14 protein-coding genes are annotated in these 16734 nt (G+C 37.5%); 5 read left to right on the top strand and 9 right to left on the bottom strand.

The features are described from left to right. Positions 1-141: 141 nt before the first annotated feature. The 4 genes from BLQ05_RS06285 to BLQ05_RS06270 all read right to left on the bottom strand — a co-directional run bounded on the left by BLQ05_RS06285 (position 142) and on the right by BLQ05_RS06270 (position 2749). Entirely contained in the window at positions 142-954 is an 813-nt protein-coding gene (locus BLQ05_RS06285; protein ID WP_023576865.1) for a hypothetical protein, read from the bottom strand. 408 nt (positions 955-1362) lie between these two features. Beyond that, on the bottom strand, positions 1363-1560 hold the full coding sequence (locus tag BLQ05_RS06280; protein WP_023576864.1) for a hypothetical protein: 198 nt from the start codon (positions 1558-1560) through the stop codon (positions 1363-1365). A gap of 284 nt (positions 1561-1844) precedes the next feature. Continuing rightward, on the bottom strand, positions 1845-2027 hold the full coding sequence (locus tag BLQ05_RS06275; RefSeq protein ID WP_035654626.1) for a CsbD family protein: 183 nt from the start codon (positions 2025-2027) through the stop codon (positions 1845-1847). A 158-nt stretch (positions 2028-2185) separates the two neighbouring features. Continuing rightward, the gene (locus BLQ05_RS06270) at positions 2186-2749 is read right to left on the bottom strand and encodes a helix-turn-helix domain-containing protein (protein WP_023576862.1); all 564 of its coding nucleotides are present in this window, start codon (positions 2747-2749) and stop codon (positions 2186-2188) included. A gap of 222 nt (positions 2750-2971) precedes the next feature. Between BLQ05_RS06270 and ettA the strand changes: the two genes are divergently transcribed. Together ettA and BLQ05_RS06260 are read left to right on the top strand one after the other, a co-directional pair. Then, the gene (gene ettA, locus BLQ05_RS06265; protein ID WP_023576861.1) at positions 2972-4663 is read left to right on the top strand and encodes an energy-dependent translational throttle protein EttA; all 1692 of its coding nucleotides are present in this window, start codon (positions 2972-2974) and stop codon (positions 4661-4663) included. Positions 4664-4978: 315 nt separating this feature from the next. After that, positions 4979-7216 carry an ATP-binding response regulator gene (locus BLQ05_RS06260; RefSeq protein WP_023576860.1) on the top strand — a complete coding sequence of 746 codons (2238 nt, stop codon included), beginning with the start codon at positions 4979-4981 and terminating at the stop codon, positions 7214-7216. A 95-nt stretch (positions 7217-7311) separates the two neighbouring features. Here the strand turns inward: BLQ05_RS06260 and BLQ05_RS06255 are convergent, their stop codons facing one another. The 3 genes from BLQ05_RS06255 to BLQ05_RS06245 all read right to left on the bottom strand — a co-directional run bounded on the left by BLQ05_RS06255 (position 7312) and on the right by BLQ05_RS06245 (position 10317). Further along, positions 7312-7761 carry an Hsp20/alpha crystallin family protein gene (locus BLQ05_RS06255; protein WP_023576859.1) on the bottom strand — a complete coding sequence of 150 codons (450 nt, stop codon included), beginning with the start codon at positions 7759-7761 and terminating at the stop codon, positions 7312-7314. 198 nt (positions 7762-7959) lie between these two features. Continuing rightward, positions 7960-9222, bottom strand: a complete 1263-nt coding sequence (locus tag BLQ05_RS06250; protein ID WP_023576858.1) for a DEAD/DEAH box helicase — start codon at positions 9220-9222, stop codon at positions 7960-7962. Positions 9223-9282: 60 nt separating this feature from the next. Continuing rightward, a complete protein-coding gene (locus tag BLQ05_RS06245) occupies positions 9283-10317 on the bottom strand; it encodes a formimidoylglutamase (protein WP_023576857.1) in 1035 nt (344 codons plus the stop codon). Between the two features lie 105 nt (positions 10318-10422). On the opposite strand from BLQ05_RS06245, the gene BLQ05_RS06240 reads away from it, so the two are divergent. Beyond that, positions 10423-11298: a hypothetical protein gene (locus BLQ05_RS06240; protein ID WP_023576856.1), complete on the top strand. Its 876-nt coding sequence runs from the start codon at positions 10423-10425 to the stop codon at positions 11296-11298. A 157-nt stretch (positions 11299-11455) separates the two neighbouring features. On the opposite strand, the gene hutI is transcribed toward BLQ05_RS06240, so the two are convergent. Continuing rightward, positions 11456-12691 (bottom strand): imidazolonepropionase, encoded by a 1236-nt coding sequence (hutI, locus tag BLQ05_RS06235; RefSeq protein ID WP_023576855.1) that lies wholly within the window; start codon positions 12689-12691, stop codon positions 11456-11458. 186 nt (positions 12692-12877) lie between these two features. Between hutI and BLQ05_RS06230 the strand changes: the two genes are divergently transcribed. Next, positions 12878-14110: an OmpA family protein gene (locus BLQ05_RS06230; RefSeq protein WP_035654610.1), complete on the top strand. Its 1233-nt coding sequence runs from the start codon at positions 12878-12880 to the stop codon at positions 14108-14110. Between the two features lie 110 nt (positions 14111-14220). Then, positions 14221-15303, top strand: a complete 1083-nt coding sequence (gene corA / locus BLQ05_RS06225) for a magnesium/cobalt transporter CorA (protein WP_023576852.1) — start codon at positions 14221-14223, stop codon at positions 15301-15303. Here the strand turns inward: corA and fumC are convergent. Further along, complete coding sequence (gene fumC / locus BLQ05_RS06220) at positions 15300-16682, bottom strand: class II fumarate hydratase (protein WP_023576851.1); 1383 nt, start codon at positions 16680-16682, stop codon at positions 15300-15302. The genes corA and fumC overlap by 4 nt on opposite strands. Between the last annotated feature and the right edge of the window lie 52 nt (positions 16683-16734).

The raw sequence follows: 16734 nt of genomic DNA, 5'->3' as shown, positions 1-16734 counted from the left end.
AACGTCCCGCCGGCTTTGCGAAGTTTGGGTTTATATATTCCCAAACCATTCCATTCGGACTTAAGCCAAATATACAAAAAGTTCGTTCCATTAAACCCTAAAGCCCAAATTTCGCAAAACCGCTGTTGTAGGCAGTTTTTGTTATTTACTAAAAAATGATGTAATACCAATTCCAATAAGCGCTGCAATTGATGTGTTTATTAACCAAAAAATAATAGCTACAATCCAATTGTCTTTTGACATATAATAAAGTCCAGCTATACTAATTCCATAGATTTGAAATAAATTACTTTTATTCTTTAAATCATTTTCATTTGCAAGAGAGAGAACATTGTGCATATTGTCAATTTTTCTTAAAGTGGATTGATGTAATCCAACATAATTTCCTTCTACAAATGCCTGTGCTTCTTCTTCACCATTCAAAAAATCTGACATTGTAATATTATTTAAAATATATAGTGATTCAAATCTTGGATGAGGAGCATATTCTTTACCATACAAATCTATAAAAAGCCTTGCTAAATCAATTTTTGAATCATCATTTATATCTATTGGAGTTCCTCCAAGAACTCTATATCGATGATTTATTGCTTCAAATCCATAATTGATATTACGCATATTTATATGTATCCATTTATGATTTGGATGCTTTGAAACAAACTGAAAATATTCATCAAGCATTGCTTTTTCTAAAATATTATAATTCTGATTTATTTCATTAGGAGCAATTTGCCTCAGTTCTGCTATTTTATGAATTGAAAAAGAATGTGTTTGAGCATTTTTTACATATCTAACTCCAATTGAAGTAATTCTTGGAGTATTACCTTCAGGTAAATCATAAAAGCTTTCACACGAGTAGTGAATAATTAAATATTCTAAGGAATTATCAGAAATTTTCTGTAAAAGTTCTTTTGCGTTTTTTCTTTTTTTAAATCTTTCTGATGGTTTTGACATATTAATTTTTTAATTCTATAGCTTTGGTTTTCAGTCAGTTTTGGTAAAATTGCCTACAACTCATATATATACGCAGTTGTTGAGTAAATAAAGAGTTGGTTAATTTGTTTTAAATCAAATGGTTATGAAAATATATTTAAAAAAATGCATTTCGTTTTTTGAATATATTTTAAATATATATTTCGATACTTTGATAGGGTCAAATATAAAATAAAATAAAATAAATAGTTTTCGGGATAGGTTTGTGGTTTTTCTTATATTTTCATGATTGGGTAATATTTGGATTTATAGATTTTCAATCTTTTCTGTTTAATACTTTATTCGTAAAAGAGTCGCACATCTAAAAAAAAAAACATAGAAAAGCCGCAGAAAGTTCAATTTTGCGGCTTTTTTTCGGTGTAAAGTGTGCTATTTTTTAAGAATGTTGCGTAGTTCTTCTTGAGTTGTTCCTAATATTTTTCTGACTTTATCAAGCATTTCGTCTTTTTTTCCATCTATGTAAAGTAAATCGGTTTCGTTTAAAATAGCGAATCGATCTAAAAGTCTTTCCTTTTGTTCGCACCAATTTTCGCTGAACGGAGCTGTGGTTGTATGTATTTTCATCATTGTACAGTATTTTAGCAGTTTGAAGTATCAAACCAAGATTGTTTTGTATGCCGTCAGACATCATTTTGCTGTTATTTTCCAAAATAAGAAATGAGACAGCGGTTATTGTAGTAACCATAACCACATGTGTCAGTGATGTCGTAGAAATACAGAAGAGACTCAATACCAAATAAATACAGTAAAAATAGCAAGAAGATATATGCAGTTTTCCCTATTTTTTTGTGGAAGGACAAGATAAAAAAACCGTCAGGTTGTTACACGTAACGGTTTTGATATTTTAAAAATTAAAGCGCTGCTATGATTGCTGTCAATTCTTCTTTGGTTTTACCCAATTTGGTTTGCACTTTTCGTAGCATTTCGTCTTTTTTTCCTTCTTCATACTGTAAATCAGCATCGGTTAATGTCGAAAATTTGGCTTTCAGTTTCCCTTTTTGTTCATTCCAATTGGGCTGTTTAACTGTTGACATTGTGTTTTTTGAATTTTCCATTGTGTTTAATTTAATGTACCAGAAGTGGTACAGGGCAAAGATGCGACATAATGTAACATATTGTATTACAAAACTTTAGGAGTAATTTGCATCATTCACAGATTAACATTTCATGTGAAGGAAAAAACCGTTTCCCATTAGTGAATGTCTTCAAGAGCAATTCGTTTTTTGTGTTTCAGCTGTTTGAAAAACGTAGGGGTAAGGCCGGTAATTTTCTTAAATTGGTTGGAAAGATGCGCGGCACTGCTGTAATTCATACTGTTAGCTATTTCGGAAAGAGAAAGTTCATCATACAAAAGCAGTTCTTTAACCCGCTCAATCTTATGAAGAATTATGTAGTGTTCAATTGTAGTTCCCGTTGCTTCAGAAAAAAGATTGGCGAGATACGTATAATCAAATTCCAGTTTTTCACTCAGGTATTCGGAATTCTTTATTTTAGGGAGTTCCTCGGCATGATGAATCATTTCTACAATAACGTTCTTGATTTTTTCAATAACAATAGCCCGCTTGTCGTCCATCAGTTCCAGGCCACTTTCGTCCAATCGTCGTTTTAAAAGATCTTGTAATTCGTTACTAATGTCTTCTTCAATTTCCGCTTCACCTAAATCCACAGTTGTATAACGCAGTCCTAATTGCTTCAACACCGATTTAACGGCCATTTTACAGCGATTGCTCACCATGTACTTGATAAATAATTTCATATCAGACAATTTAAAGAACTGTTTTTTTTGTTAACACTCTCAAATTTAAGTATTTAACTGATGTAAAACGTAAATACGACCATTTCATTTGAAGGGATAATGTGAGAATGACTGCTAAAGGTTCAAAACAAATCATTTGAACAAATCCATTGGAATAATTAAATCGCCTTTACGTATATTTGTAACCATTTTTAGAATAATCATATAATCAAATACATAGTTATGTCAGACGATAAGAAAGTAATATTTTCGATGTCGAAGGTGAGTAAGACCTACTCAAGTACGAACAAACAGGTTTTAAAAGACATTTATCTGAGTTTCTTCTACGGAGCCAAAATCGGTATCCTTGGTTTGAACGGTTCCGGTAAATCGTCATTATTGAAAATTATCGCAGGCGTTGATAAGAACTATCAGGGAGATGTGGTGTTTGCTCCAAATTATACCGTTGGTTATTTAGAGCAGGAGCCGTTATTAGACGAAAATAAAACAGTGATTGAAGTGGTTCGTGAGGGAGTTGCCGAAACGATGGCGATTCTGGACGAATTCAACAAGATCAATGACATGTTTGGTCTTCCGGAAGTGTATGAGGATGCCGATAAGATGCAGAAATTGATGGACCGTCAGGCAGAATTACAGGATCGTATCGATGCGGCTGGTGCCTGGGAGATCGATAATAAATTGGAAATTGCCATGGATGCGCTTCGTTGTCCGGATTCCGATACGCCAATCAGTGTGTTGTCGGGTGGAGAAAAACGCCGAGTAGCCTTATGTCGTTTGTTATTGCAACAACCGGACGTATTGTTATTGGATGAGCCTACCAACCACTTGGATGCCGAATCGGTTTTATGGTTAGAGCAGCATTTGTCACAATACGCAGGAACAGTAATTGCGGTTACTCACGACCGTTATTTCCTTGACAATGTGGCAGGATGGATTTTAGAATTGGATAGAGGTGAAGGTATTCCCTGGAAAGGAAACTACTCGTCTTGGTTGGATCAGAAGTCAAAACGTATGGAGTTAGAAGAAAAAGTGGCTTCCAAACGTCGTAAAACCTTAGAGCGTGAGTTGGATTGGGTACGTCAGGGAGCAAAAGGCCGTCAGACCAAACAAAAAGCACGTTTACAGAACTACGACAAGTTATTGAATGAAGATCAGAAAGAACTTGACGAAAAATTAGAATTGTACATCCCTAACGGACCGCGTTTGGGAACTAATGTTATCGAAGCGAAGCATGTAGCGAAAGCATATGGCGACAAATTGTTATATGACGATTTGAATTTCACTTTGCCACAAGCAGGAATTGTTGGAATTATTGGGCCAAACGGAGCCGGTAAAACCACGATTTTCAAAATGATTATGAATGAGTTGCAGCCCGACAGCGGTGAATTCATCACTGGAGATACCGTGAAGATTGCCTATGTAGATCAGTCACACTCCAATATCGACCCGAACAAATCCATCTGGGAGAACTTCTGCGACGGTCAGGAGTTAATTATGATGGGGGGACGTCAGGTGAATTCAAGAGCCTATTTGTCCCGTTTCAACTTTGGTGGAAGTGACCAGAACAAAAAGGTGGCCACCCTTTCCGGAGGAGAACGTAACCGTTTGCACCTGGCTATGACACTGAAAGAAGAAGGAAACGTATTGTTACTGGATGAGCCAACGAACGACTTGGATATCAACACGCTTCGTGCTTTAGAAGAAGGTTTGGAAAACTTTGCAGGTTGTGCGGTGGTTATTTCCCACGACCGTTGGTTCCTGGACAGAATCTGTACACACATCTTGGCTTTCGAAGGCGATTCTCAGGTATACTTCTTCGAAGGTGGTTTCTCAGATTACGAGGAAAACCGTAAGAAACGTTTGGGTGATGTAGCGCCAACGCGAATTAAGTACAAGAAATTGATTAGAAATTAATTAAAAGAAAGCGGCTTTTTGGCCGCTTTTTTTATTGCCTTTTCCAAACTCCGCAATATAAGTTTAGGTTATGATTCCCTTTCGGATAAACGTGTTTGAAAGGATTATGGTGCACTTTTTGTTGTTACGAAGCCGTTTTCATGCATGTTGTAACTTTTGCCTAATGGGGTTTTGGGCCTCTGAGATGTTCAATTCGGATAGTTAAAAAAGAATCATAAACAAATGTTAAAATTTATAACAAAAAATCTTTTATTTTACATTTTTTTTGATGGTTGTTTGCAATGTGTTTATTAAATTGTCCTTTTTAAAAATAGAATGAACTTTATCCGACTGAACTTCTTTGTATCACTTATTCTGCTGATTTTTCAGGGGGTGCACGCGCAATCTGAAAAGGTAGACCGTACAAGTGTTTTGGATTTATTGTCGAAATCCGGGGAAAGTCTGCATAAATTAGAATGTAGCAAATCATTGGTTTATGCAAAAAATGCCCTTAATAAAGCCTATCAGATTGAAGACAATAGGTTAATTGCCAGATCCTACAATTTAATCGGACTCAATTTTGAAGAATTCTCCGACTTCAACAAAGCTGAAGGATATTACACAAAAGGGATAAAATTTGCCAACCTTACCACGAACGATACTTTAAAAGGATGGCTGCACAATAATCTGGGTAATTTATACTGTTACAGAAAAGTCAATTTTGAAAAAGGAATCAATCATTACAAGAAGGCGTTAGTCTATTCCCAAAATATTAAGGACACATTAGAAATTACCTATTCCAATCTTAACATTGCTGCGGCTCATTTCAGCAAAGAGCAATATGCATTAGGGTTACCTTATCTTGAAGTGGCAGCCCCTCTGGTGAAAAAACTGGACTTGTTGGAAGCCAAACTCTCTTTAAATTCACTCTACGGGTCGTATTATACTTTTAAGAATGATTTCCAGAAAGCCGAAGCTTCATTCAAGGAAGCCATAAAACTATGTAACACTAACGACGTTAATTTTCTCGAAAGTCATGCCAGCGAAGTATATGATGATTTTTCCAGGTATTATTTCAAAGTCAAAGATTATAAAAACGCCTATCTCTATCTCGAGAAATACAACGAGTTGAAAGATAAGATATATACTTCCGAACGAACAAACGAAGTTAATACTGCCGGTTCGAACATAGAATTGGATGAATATAAAAGAGAGATTGATAAAATAGAGAATGAAAAGTTGGTACAGTCTGACCTGTTGAAACAAACCAAACTGCTGGTTATCATGTTTATTTTCATCTTTATCATCCTATTGTTACTGGTGTATGCCCTTTACCGAAGTAACCAACTCAGAAAGAAATCCAATAAGAAATTAAAGGTTGCCAACGAAGAGCTTTTAATAGCCAAAGAACAGGCCGAAGAAGCCTCTTTGCTGAAATCACAATTCATTTCCACCATTACCCATGAACTCCGAACTCCTTTGTATGGCGTTGTGGGAATTACCGATATGATTGCCGACGAACACAAGGAATTGCAAAACAGTACGTACCTTAAATCATTGAAGTTTTCGGCTAAGTATTTGCTTTCCTTGGTAAATGATATTCTTCAGGTATACAAAATTGAAGAAAAGAAGATTGTGTTGGAAAGCTCTATTTTCAATCTTTCCGATGAACTGACCTCCATAGTGGAAAGTTTGCAGTTTCTGGCGGTTAAGAACAACAATAAACTGCGTTTGGAGGTAGATGAAGCTATCCCTGAGTTTATTATTGGGGATAAAGTGCGTTTGTCGCAGATATTCATGAATCTGGTGAGTAATTCACTGAAATTCACCAAAGACGGTAACGTGAAAATAATTGCCCGATTAGAACGGAACGAAGCTTCTTTCTGTTTTGTGACGTTTACGGTCATGGATGACGGTATCGGTATCGCAAAAGAACATCAGCAGAAAATATTTGAAAAATTTGTTCAGATTGAGCGTAAAGAAGACGATTATCAGGGAACCGGATTAGGATTGTCGATTGTAAAACAGTTGGTAACCCTTTACGGCAGTGAGATTCACTGTGAAAGTGAAGAAAATGTGGGAACTAAAATGTTCTTTACCATTGGTTTTGATACTGATGAAGTCAAACGGAACGATTTACTCAAAAACCTGGAGGTGGATTTTTCCGAAGAACGTACCTATAAGATTTTAGTGGTGGAAGACAATAAAATCAATCAGATAGTCACTAAGAAAATATTGGATATCCGCCATTTTGAAAGTGTTATTGTAGACGATGGCTATGAAGCACTGAAAACATTGGAAAATGAGGATTTTGATGTTATTCTGATGGACATCAATATGCCTAAAATTAACGGGTTTGACACCTCAAAACTCATACGTAAAAGCGGAATCACCACACCGATTATTGCCGTAACCGCTTTCGACAAACAGGAAATCATAGAACAGGTCCGCGCTTCTAAAATGAATGAAGTCATAGTAAAACCGTTCGAACCGAATCACCTGTACAAAATGATTATTCAAATTTCGAACAAGAACGAGGAAGAGTTGAAAGCAAAAGTGAATTTAAAAAACTAAAAGATTTGGTGTTCCTGAAATGAATCAATCGTGAAACCCATTGATAGTAACAACAGATTTCACGATTAAATCATTAGACTAACAGTATTGAAAAATTAGTTGATAGGAATATTCTTTTTGGAATTAGATAAACGACTCGAATTTTTAGGAATAGTGATGTGAAGAATACCATCTTTATAAATTGCTTCAATTCGTTCGGTTTCTGCTGCATCCGGAAGATGGAACGAGCGACAGAATGATCTGTAAGAGAACTCTTTTCGGGTATAATTCTCTTTTTTGTTCATCTCCTCCGATCTTTCTTCTTTTTCCGAAGCAATAGAAATGGTTTTGTCTTCAATTTCAACCTTAAAATCCTCTTTTTTCATTCCGGGAGCAGCCAAATCAATTTGATACTCACGTTCGGTTTCCGATAAATTTACAGAGGGCATGGTACTGCCAATGTCTGTGAAATTTTTGAAACTCCACTCCATCATGTCTTTTGGGAAAAACTCGTCCAATAACGAATGTGTGGTTGATTTTGAACCACTGTTTGCTAATAAATCCATAATGTTTGTATTTAAAAAGTTATTAAATATTGACATTATAAAAGTACTAAAAAAACAAAATCAATCAGTGTTAATTTGTATTAATATATTGTTAATCAATATGTTATGTTTAAAAAAAAACATTTAGTATCGGTGTTAAAAAAAAAGCAATGATTACAAAAAGTAACCATTGCCGATTTATAATTTCATGTGGTGTGATTAATACCAGCGCTTTTTATTTTTCTTGGAAGCTTCCGATTTTCTGGAATTTGACTCCGGTTTTTTGTTTGGATCCAGAGGTTTCTTCTTGTTTCTCAAATCAGGTTTTGCGTCGGGATTCTCATCACTCCACTGAAAAGGGTGATCGGTAACGACTTTTACTTTCTGGCGGGTTAGTTTTTCAATATCCTGCCAATAGGTTTTCTCGTCTTTCGCACAAAAGGAAATGGCCATACCTGAATTTCCGGCACGTCCTGTTCGGCCAATGCGGTGTACATAGGTTTCCGGAATGTTCGGTAAATCGAAATTGATTACATAAGGTAACATTTCAATATCGATACCACGGGCAGCAATGTCGGTAGCAACCAAAACAGTGGTTTCGTTGCGTTTGAAACTTTCCAACACACGCTGTCTTGCGCTTTGCGATTTATCCCCGTGAATGGCTTCGGCATTGATGTTTTGCTTTTTCAGGGCTTTCACCACATTATCGGCACCGTGTTTGGTACGTACAAAAACCAAAACACTTTCCAGTTTTTCGCCTTGAATGATTTGATACAAAAGGTTTCTTTTGTTTTCTTTATCAACGAAGTATACCTTCTGATTCACTTTTTCGGCCGTACTTGAAATAGGAGTAACCGATACATATTCGGGTTTTGTTAAGAAACTGTCGGCCAATTCGCGAATGGCAATCGGCATGGTAGCCGAAAATAATAAGGTTTGTCTGTTATCCGGAGTCAGTTTGATGATTTTCTTCACATCATTGATGAAACCCATGTCCAACATCAAATCGGCTTCGTCCAAAACCAAATGGTGCAGGTGGTTCAAATCGATGAATCCCTGTTTGTTCAAGTCCAATAAACGTCCGGGAGTGGCGACCAATACGTCAACTCCTTTTTTCAATTGATCAACTTGTGATACCTGATTAACACCACCAAAGATCACTAAAGTTCTGATATTGGTGTATTTTCCGTAGGTGTTAAAGCTTTCTGCCACCTGAATCGCTAATTCACGGGTAGGGGTAACCACAAGGGTTCGGATATGTTTTGTTTTGGTGGACGATCCAACAATACGGTGTAAAAGATTAAGAATTGGAATCGCAAATGCTGCTGTTTTCCCGGTTCCGGTTTGTGCGCAACCCACTAGATCCGTTCCTTCAAGAATAATCGGAATGGATTTTTCCTGAATGGGAGTGGGGTTGGTGTATCCTTCATCGGATATCGCGTGTTGTATGTTTTTGAGTAACTCTAATTCGTTAAATAGCATAAAAAAACGATAGTATTTAGTGACTATCGTTTGCAAAAGTACTCTAAAATTTTGAGAATGCTATTTATTAGATTTTGCTTTCATGAAATCGGTGATTAAATAGGCAATTAATTTTCCGATCAGATGGTTGTTTTTTTCAAAGGCCAAATCCGGTGCCCCTTCGCAGATGTGCAAATACGAAGCATTTGACTGTTGCCCGAAGTAATGCAAAAACTGACGCAGCTGTTCTACAGAAAAACCGCTTAACGTCATTGCGCTGCTTGGAATGTTGGGAACGGCATCCAGATCGATTTCAATTCCGAACGGGTCCGAACTGATATGTTTTTGAGCCAATTCCATTTCCGCTTCAAAGTTTTTCTCTTTGCGAACGGCAATTTGCTCATAGGTATTGTATTTTACTTTGTCTTCGGCCTTTTTGATGGTTTCCAGGATGCTTTTGGAAGTATAACTTTCGTGCAGTCCGAAAACAAAATACTTTTTCAGAAAACCTTCTTCGTAGGCATAAGAGAATCCATTACCGCTGTGACGCCCTTCCAATGCACGGAAATCGGTATGCGCATCAAAATTTATGGCATTTACGGGTTTTCCTTTGGCTAAAGCAAGTCCTTTGATGTTTCCATAGGCATTATTGTGACCTCCACCAATTACAATCGGGATTTTTCCGGCTTTTACGATTTTACAGACGATATGCGACACTTCTTTATCAATCTTATCGACAAGTTTGAAGAATTTCTTTTTGTGATCTTTGTCGTTAACACTAAGTTCCTCAATCTCTTCCATTTCCGATTTTACGTCCAGGGTGCCTAAAATCATCAGTCGGCTGCCTTTGCAAAAACGATTGTTCTGAATGTTCACGATGCTTTTCAGGGTGCTTTCCCATGCAGAAGCTGCGCCTGGCCTGCCTAAATTGGCACGAATACCAATATCTTCCGGAATTCCGATAAGTACAAATTCGGCATCACTGGCCTCGAGAAATTCTAATGTGTCCATTTCCTTCGGCACAGTCTGAATGCGTTCTCCAAACTTGATTTCGGTACTTCTGTGATTGGTGATTTTGGTTAAATCGCTTAATGTAAAACGAATGAGCTTGTCCATAAAACAAAAAAAGTTGTAGCCAAAAATACTATTTTCTGTAAAACTTTCGTTTAGTTATTGGGTTTAAATGAAAAAAAAATTAAATTTGGAAAAAACTATCTATCTATGGAAAATCAAAAAAGTAATTCTAGTCTAAAAGCAATCATTATTGTCTTAGCACTGTTGTTGTTGGGAAGTTTGGGGTATATGTACAAAATGAGTACTGATAATCAGACATCTGAAAATAAATTAATGACAGACAAAGAAAAATTAAGCGAAGAGTTACAGGCTTCAATTGCAAAATACGACGAAGCAATTGCTTCAAACACCACTCTTTCAGATGAATTGTCTGCAGAAAGAGAGAAATTGGTTCAGTTAAAAGCCGAATTGGAAAAATCACAGGGTGACGTAGCTGCCATGGCGAAGTTCAAAAACGATTATTTGCGTTTGAAACGTGAAATGGACAACCTGATGAAAGAAAACGATGTGTTGAAAAAACAGAATGTAACATTAACAACACAACGTGACAGTACACAAGTTGTATTAAACGATGCAAGAAAAGTGAATGATACTTTAATTGCTAAGAATGATAACTTGGCTAAAACTGTTGAAAAAGGATCTAAGTTGTCGGTTTTGAATTTGCAGACAATGGCTGTTAAACAAAGAAGTTCAGGAAAACAAATCGATACGGATAAAGCAAGCAGAGCCGATGTGTTGAAAATCAGTTTTATGATTGCTGAAAACCAAATTGCAAAATCAGGTGACAAAACTTACCACGTTCAGGTTATCGACAGTAAAAACAATGTATTAGGCGACAAGAAAACCGAGTCTTTCGGAGATAAAACATTAACCTATAGTTTTGAGAAAACTGTTAAGTATGAGAACAAAACCGTGCAGGTAGCTCAGGATTTACCTGTTAAGGATATTGAAGGCGGTACTTACTTTGTAAACATCTTCGACAAAGGAGAATTGGTTTCTAAAACTTCTTTCACTTTGAGATAATAAATTACTTTATTAGTAAATATAAAAAGGCTGTCTATATGACGGCCTTTTTTATTTAATGATTTTCTGTAATGTTTTACCGCAGATTCGCAGATTAATAATTATGGTAAATCCGCGAATCTGCGGTAAGGTTATTTTAATCAGAACTTTTTTGGAATTAAATCAACTGACCTTCAATAATTACCTGATCGATTAAATTACTTCCAAAAGCATACGGAAGTTGGTAATAGGAGGTAAGGGGTTTGGTGATAATAAGATTGGCCGATTTTCCTTTGGTAATACTTCCGTGAGTAGCTGCAATTCCCATTGCATAGGCGCCGTTTATGGTTGCTGCGTTGATGGCTTCTTCGGGAGTCATTTTCATTTTAATGCACGCGGTGGCCACCACAAAATTCATATTTCCCGAAGGTGTGGTTCCCGGGTTGAAATCGGAGGCCAATGCTAAAGGCAATCCCGCCGAAATCATTTGTCGTGCCGGAGTATACGGAATGCTGATAAAGTAAGAACAGCTGGGTAACGCCACCGGCATCGTTTTACTGCCTTTTAAGACTTCAATATCCGCATCGGTTACAATTTCCAGATGGTCCACAGAAAGCGCGTCATGTTTCACACAAGCTGCAATTCCGTTGATGGCAGTAAATTGGTTTACGTGAATTTTTGCGGTCAGGCCGAATTGCTTACCGGCTTCCATAATACGTTCGGTTTCTTCCACGGAGAAATAACCGGTTTCCAGAAAAGCATCAATATAATCGGCTAATTTTTCATCCGCAATTTTAGGCAGCATTTCGTTGATAATCAAATCGATGTAAGCCTCATGGTTTTCTTTGTATTCGGTTGGGAAGGCATGTGCTCCCAAAAATGTGGCTTTTATTTTAATCGGATAATTTTCAGCTAATTTTTTGATGACACGAAGCATTTTCAGTTCGCCTTCCACCGTTAATCCGTAACCCGATTTGATTTCCACAGCTCCGGTTCCCTGTTGCATCACTTCTTCCAAACGCACTTTCGACTGGTTGTAAATTTCTTCTTCGGATGTGGCATTCAGTTTTTTTGCCGAATTTAATATCCCGCCACCACGATTCGCTATTTCTTCATAGCTCAAACCGTTAATCCTGTCCACAAACTCCTGTTCGCGGTTACCCGCATAAACAATATGTGTGTGGCTGTCAACCCATGTTGGAAGCACGGTTTTTCCGCTGGCATCAATAATATTGTCGAATTTATCATCCGGACAGTCGCTCATTGTCCCGAAATCGGCAATAAGGTTGTTTTCAATAACTAAAAAAGCGTTGTCAATCTTTGGTAAAACGGCCATTTCAGCACCGCAAACGCTATCGATATTGTTTTCGCGAACCTGTAAAAGTTCTTTAATATTTTTAATTAATAGTCTCATGTACATTTTGTTTGTGTAAAAATAGAGATAAATGCTGTGGTATTAAAGAAAATGCGGGTTGATCTGTTATTAAAAATAGAGTGTGCTTTGTCGGTTTTTTTTGGTGTTTTACAGATAATGATGTTTTAAGAGCAATTCTTGTTGTTGTAATAGTCTAATTTAGAGGTGATTATAAATAAAATACGTATGTCTTCAAACTTAGTAGATCTCTTGAAAGGATATATTACTCCCGATGTAATATCAAAAGCCAGTTCATTACTTGGTGAATCCGAAAATGGTATTTCCAAAGCAGTTTCAGCGACTATTCCAACATTACTTACAGGATTAGTTAACAAATCAAATGATTCGAATGCTATGGGAAGTGTTATGAGCTTAATGACAGAAAACGAAATTTCAGGAAGCAATTTGTCTGATTTACCATCATTATTAAAAGGTTCAGGTGAAGGGATAGGATCTAAATTGCTGGATTTGTTGTTTGGTGATAAATCTTCTTCCGTAACCGATTTCATTTCGGGCATTGGAGGTATCAGAAATTCTTCGGCCGGTGCCTTATTGGGAATGTTAGGACCAATGATTTTGGGGCATTTCAGTAAATCAGGACTTTCTTCGTCCGGTTTAACCGATTTGCTGTTGTCTGAAAAAAACAATATTCTTTCTGAAACGCCCCGGGGTTTAAGTGGTGTTTTGGGTTTTGCAGATGGTTATAAACACGAAGCAAAAAGTCCGGTTAATCCAGTATCAGGTGGTAATGCCGGTGGAGGTTTGCCAAAATGGCTCTTGCCGTTATTGTTAGTTGGAGTGGCTTTATTAGCGCTGTATTTTTTTACCCAACAATCTAATAAAGAAGTGAAAACGGATCCTGATTCAGAATATATAGCAGATTCTTTAGATGTAGGCATGGACTCTTTAGGAGCTGAATTTGAAGACGCAACCATCGAAATTGACAAGGCTTTAGGGGATTTTCTCAAGTTTAAATTGCCTAACGGAGTGGAATTAAATGCACCCGAGTTTGGTATCGAATACCGATTGGTGGAATGGATGAATGACAAAAATAAACTGGTTGATAAAACAACATGGTTTAATTTTGACCGATTATTGTTTGAAACCGGAAAATCCACCTTGCGTCCGGAATCCAAGGATCAGCTTGAAAACATTTCTACAATTATGGATGCTTATCCTACGATGGAAATTAAATTGGGCGGTTATACCGATAATGTGGGCGATCCTGCAGCCAATTTGAAATTATCCGATGAAAGAGCAAAATCGGTAATGGCAGAATTGGTTAAATTAGGCGTTAAGTCCGAAAGAATCACCGCAGAAGGCTACGGAGAGCAACACGCCATCGCATCAAATGAAACCGAACAGGGAAGGGCTTCAAACCGTCGAATTGCTATCCGTGTCACAAAAAAAATAAACTGATTTTATATTAATTAAGTACGAAAAACTGTCAAAATATCATTGGCAGTTTTTTTTATGTCGATTAATAGCTTAATTTTAAACAGTTTTAGACTACTTAAATTGACAGAAAAGTGCGAAAAATAAAGTATAAAAAAGGACGTAAAACCCACCCTAATTTTTATGAATACACCGGTATTCATAAATCGGATGCTGTCGATATGCAGTTATTTGTTTACAACGACAGTCATTATAAGGAATTTAAAAACATACCCATAGATAAGGTTCAGCAAACACTTGAAAATTCGTTTCATGTAAACGATGTTAAGTGGTTGAACGTTCACGGGTTACATGATGTTGAGATTATAAAAAATATTGGCGAACTGCTTAAGGTGGAACCATATATTGTTGGTGATATTTTAAACACCAACCGACGTTCCAAAATGGAAGAATTGGATGACACGCTCTTTTTCAGTATTAAATCGATTTTACCGGATGAAGATTTGGATAACATGCGGGTGGAGCAACTCAGTTTCATTCTTAAAGAAAATTTGTTGGTTTCTTTCCAGGAGAAGAAGAGTGATTTTTTTACGCATATTCGGGAACGTATCAGAACCAATGCAGGGATTGTCTGTAAAAAGAAAAACGATTATCTGTTGTACCTGATGCTGGATGCGATTATGGAAAACTTCTACATCACCATCGAAAATTACGAAGACCGAATCGAAGCCCTGATGGTGGAAGCCAAAAACAATCACCGCCAGGATGTGTTGGTGCGCATTGAAAATAACCGGGAGAATCTCAATTATTTAAAACGGGCCATTGTTCCGTTACGCGATGCTTTGTACAGTCTGAAAACGTTTCAGGATGATGATGAATACGACGGGATTGAAGCGGCCAATTATAGTTTTTTCGCCCGATTGCATCAGAAATGTCTGGAATTGTTAGAGCAGATTGATTACGATTTGAATTCGTTGGACAGTGCTTCTCATTTTCATTTTTCGGCGCAAAGTCAGCGAATGAATGAAATCATGAAAACCCTTACGGTTGTTTCGGTAATATTCATGCCTCTGACTTTCATAGTGGGTGTTTACGGAATGAATTTCGACTATATGCCGGAATTACGCTGGCATTACGGTTATTTCGAAGTGTTGGCTTTCATGTTTGTTCTGGTCGTCGGAATGCTTGCCTATTTCAAGAAAAAGAATTGGTTTTAAACCATGTCTTCCGGTTTTACCCAAGCATCGAAATCTTCCGCGGAAACATAACCCAACCGAACCGCTTCTTCTTTTAAAGTGGTGCCGTTTTTGTGCGCGGTTTGTGCGATTTCGGCCGCTTTGTAATACCCGATTTTTGTATTCAGGGCCGTAACCAGCATAAGCGAATTACCCACCAATTCTTTAATTCTGTTGTAATTCGGTTCAATGCCTTTCGCACAATGCTCGTTGAAAGAAACGCATGCATCGCCTATTAATCTTGCCGATTGTAAAAAATTAGCGGCTATCATTGGTTTGAAGACATTCAGTTCATAATGACCCTGAGTGGCACCAACGGTAATCGCAACATCATTTCCCATCACTTGAGCGCAAACCATGGTTAGGGCTTCACATTGCGTAGGGTTCACTTTTCCCGGCATGATGGAAGAACCGGGTTCGTTTTCGGGAATCAGGATTTCACCGATACCACTGCGCGGACCGGATGCCATCATTCGTATATCATTGGCGATTTTATTAAGAGAAACAGCCAGTTGTTTTAAAGCGCCGTGTGTTTCCACCATCGCATCGTGGGCGGCCAGCGCTTCAAACTTGTTTTCAGCGGTTTTAAAGGGAAGTTTTGTAAAATCGGCTATGTATTCGGCCACTTTTATGTCGTAGCCTTTTGGAGTGTTTAAACCTGTTCCTACGGCCGTTCCGCCCAATGCCAGTTCGGATAAATGATCTAACGTATTTTTTAGGGCTTTCAGTCCGTGGTTCAATTGCGAAACATAACCCGAAAGTTCTTGTCCTAAGGTTAGGGGAGTGGCGTCCATTAAATGGGTTCGGCCAATTTTCACTACCTCTTTAAATGCCTCTGATTTCAACTGTAAGGTATCACGAAGCTGTTCAATGCCCGGAATCGTGGTTTCGATTATGATTTTATAAGCCGCAATGTGCATGGCAGTTGGAAAAGTATCGTTGGAAGATTGCGATTTATTGACATCGTCATTGGCTTTGATAAAAGGGTCTTCTCCGATTTTTCTTCCGGACAAAACCTGTGCGCGATTCGCAATGACTTCGTTTACATTCATATTGCTTTGTGTACCCGAGCCGGTTTGCCAGATTACCAACGGGAAATTGTCCTCCAGTTTTCCTTCCAGAATCTCTTCGCAAACCTGAGCAATGGCGTCGCGTTTTTCTTCAGACAGGACACCCAAATTGCAATTGGCGAAAGCCGCTCCTTTTTTTAAATAGGCGAAAGCTTCGATGATTTCTTTGGGCATGGACGCCGGTTCGCCTATTTTGAAGTTATTTCGGGAGCGTTCGGTTTGTGCAGCCCAGTATTTTTCTGACGGAACCTGCACTTCACCCATAGTATCTTTTTCAATTCGGTAGTTCATGATGATGGTAATTTCCCTTAAAATTAGTGAATATCAATCGTTTAATTGTTAT

The sequence above is a fragment of the Flavobacterium saliperosum genome (assembly GCF_900100625.1).
Lineage (GTDB): Bacteria > Bacteroidota > Bacteroidia > Flavobacteriales > Flavobacteriaceae > Flavobacterium > Flavobacterium saliperosum.
The sequence above is the reverse complement of the archived record's forward strand: the minus strand, read 5'-3'. Positions and strand labels throughout refer to the sequence as shown.

What these genes read in the sequence shown, in the direction of transcription:
- hutI (WP_023576855.1), bottom strand. Translation starts at nt 12,691, where the DNA reads ATGAGACTATTAATTAAAAATATTAAAGAACTTTTACAGGTTCGCGAA.
- BLQ05_RS06240 (WP_023576856.1), top strand. Translation starts at nt 10,423, where the DNA reads ATGGAAAATCAAAAAAGTAATTCTAGTCTAAAAGCAATCATTATTGTC.
- BLQ05_RS06275 (WP_035654626.1), bottom strand. Translation starts at nt 2,027, where the DNA reads ATGTCAACAGTTAAACAGCCCAATTGGAATGAACAAAAAGGGAAACTG.
- ettA (WP_023576861.1), top strand. Translation starts at nt 2,972, where the DNA reads ATGTCAGACGATAAGAAAGTAATATTTTCGATGTCGAAGGTGAGTAAG.
- BLQ05_RS06255 (WP_023576859.1), bottom strand. Translation starts at nt 7,761, where the DNA reads ATGGATTTATTAGCAAACAGTGGTTCAAAATCAACCACACATTCGTTA.
- BLQ05_RS06270 (WP_023576862.1), bottom strand. Translation starts at nt 2,749, where the DNA reads ATGAAATTATTTATCAAGTACATGGTGAGCAATCGCTGTAAAATGGCC.
- BLQ05_RS06280 (WP_023576864.1), bottom strand. Translation starts at nt 1,560, where the DNA reads ATGATGAAAATACATACAACCACAGCTCCGTTCAGCGAAAATTGGTGC.
- fumC (WP_023576851.1), bottom strand. Translation starts at nt 16,682, where the DNA reads ATGAACTACCGAATTGAAAAAGATACTATGGGTGAAGTGCAGGTTCCG.
- BLQ05_RS06250 (WP_023576858.1), bottom strand. Translation starts at nt 9,222, where the DNA reads ATGCTATTTAACGAATTAGAGTTACTCAAAAACATACAACACGCGATA.
- BLQ05_RS06260 (WP_023576860.1), top strand. Translation starts at nt 4,979, where the DNA reads ATGAACTTTATCCGACTGAACTTCTTTGTATCACTTATTCTGCTGATT.
- BLQ05_RS06285 (WP_023576865.1), bottom strand. Translation starts at nt 954, where the DNA reads ATGTCAAAACCATCAGAAAGATTTAAAAAAAGAAAAAACGCAAAAGAA.
- BLQ05_RS06245 (WP_023576857.1), bottom strand. Translation starts at nt 10,317, where the DNA reads ATGGACAAGCTCATTCGTTTTACATTAAGCGATTTAACCAAAATCACC.
- BLQ05_RS06230 (WP_035654610.1), top strand. Translation starts at nt 12,878, where the DNA reads ATGTCTTCAAACTTAGTAGATCTCTTGAAAGGATATATTACTCCCGAT.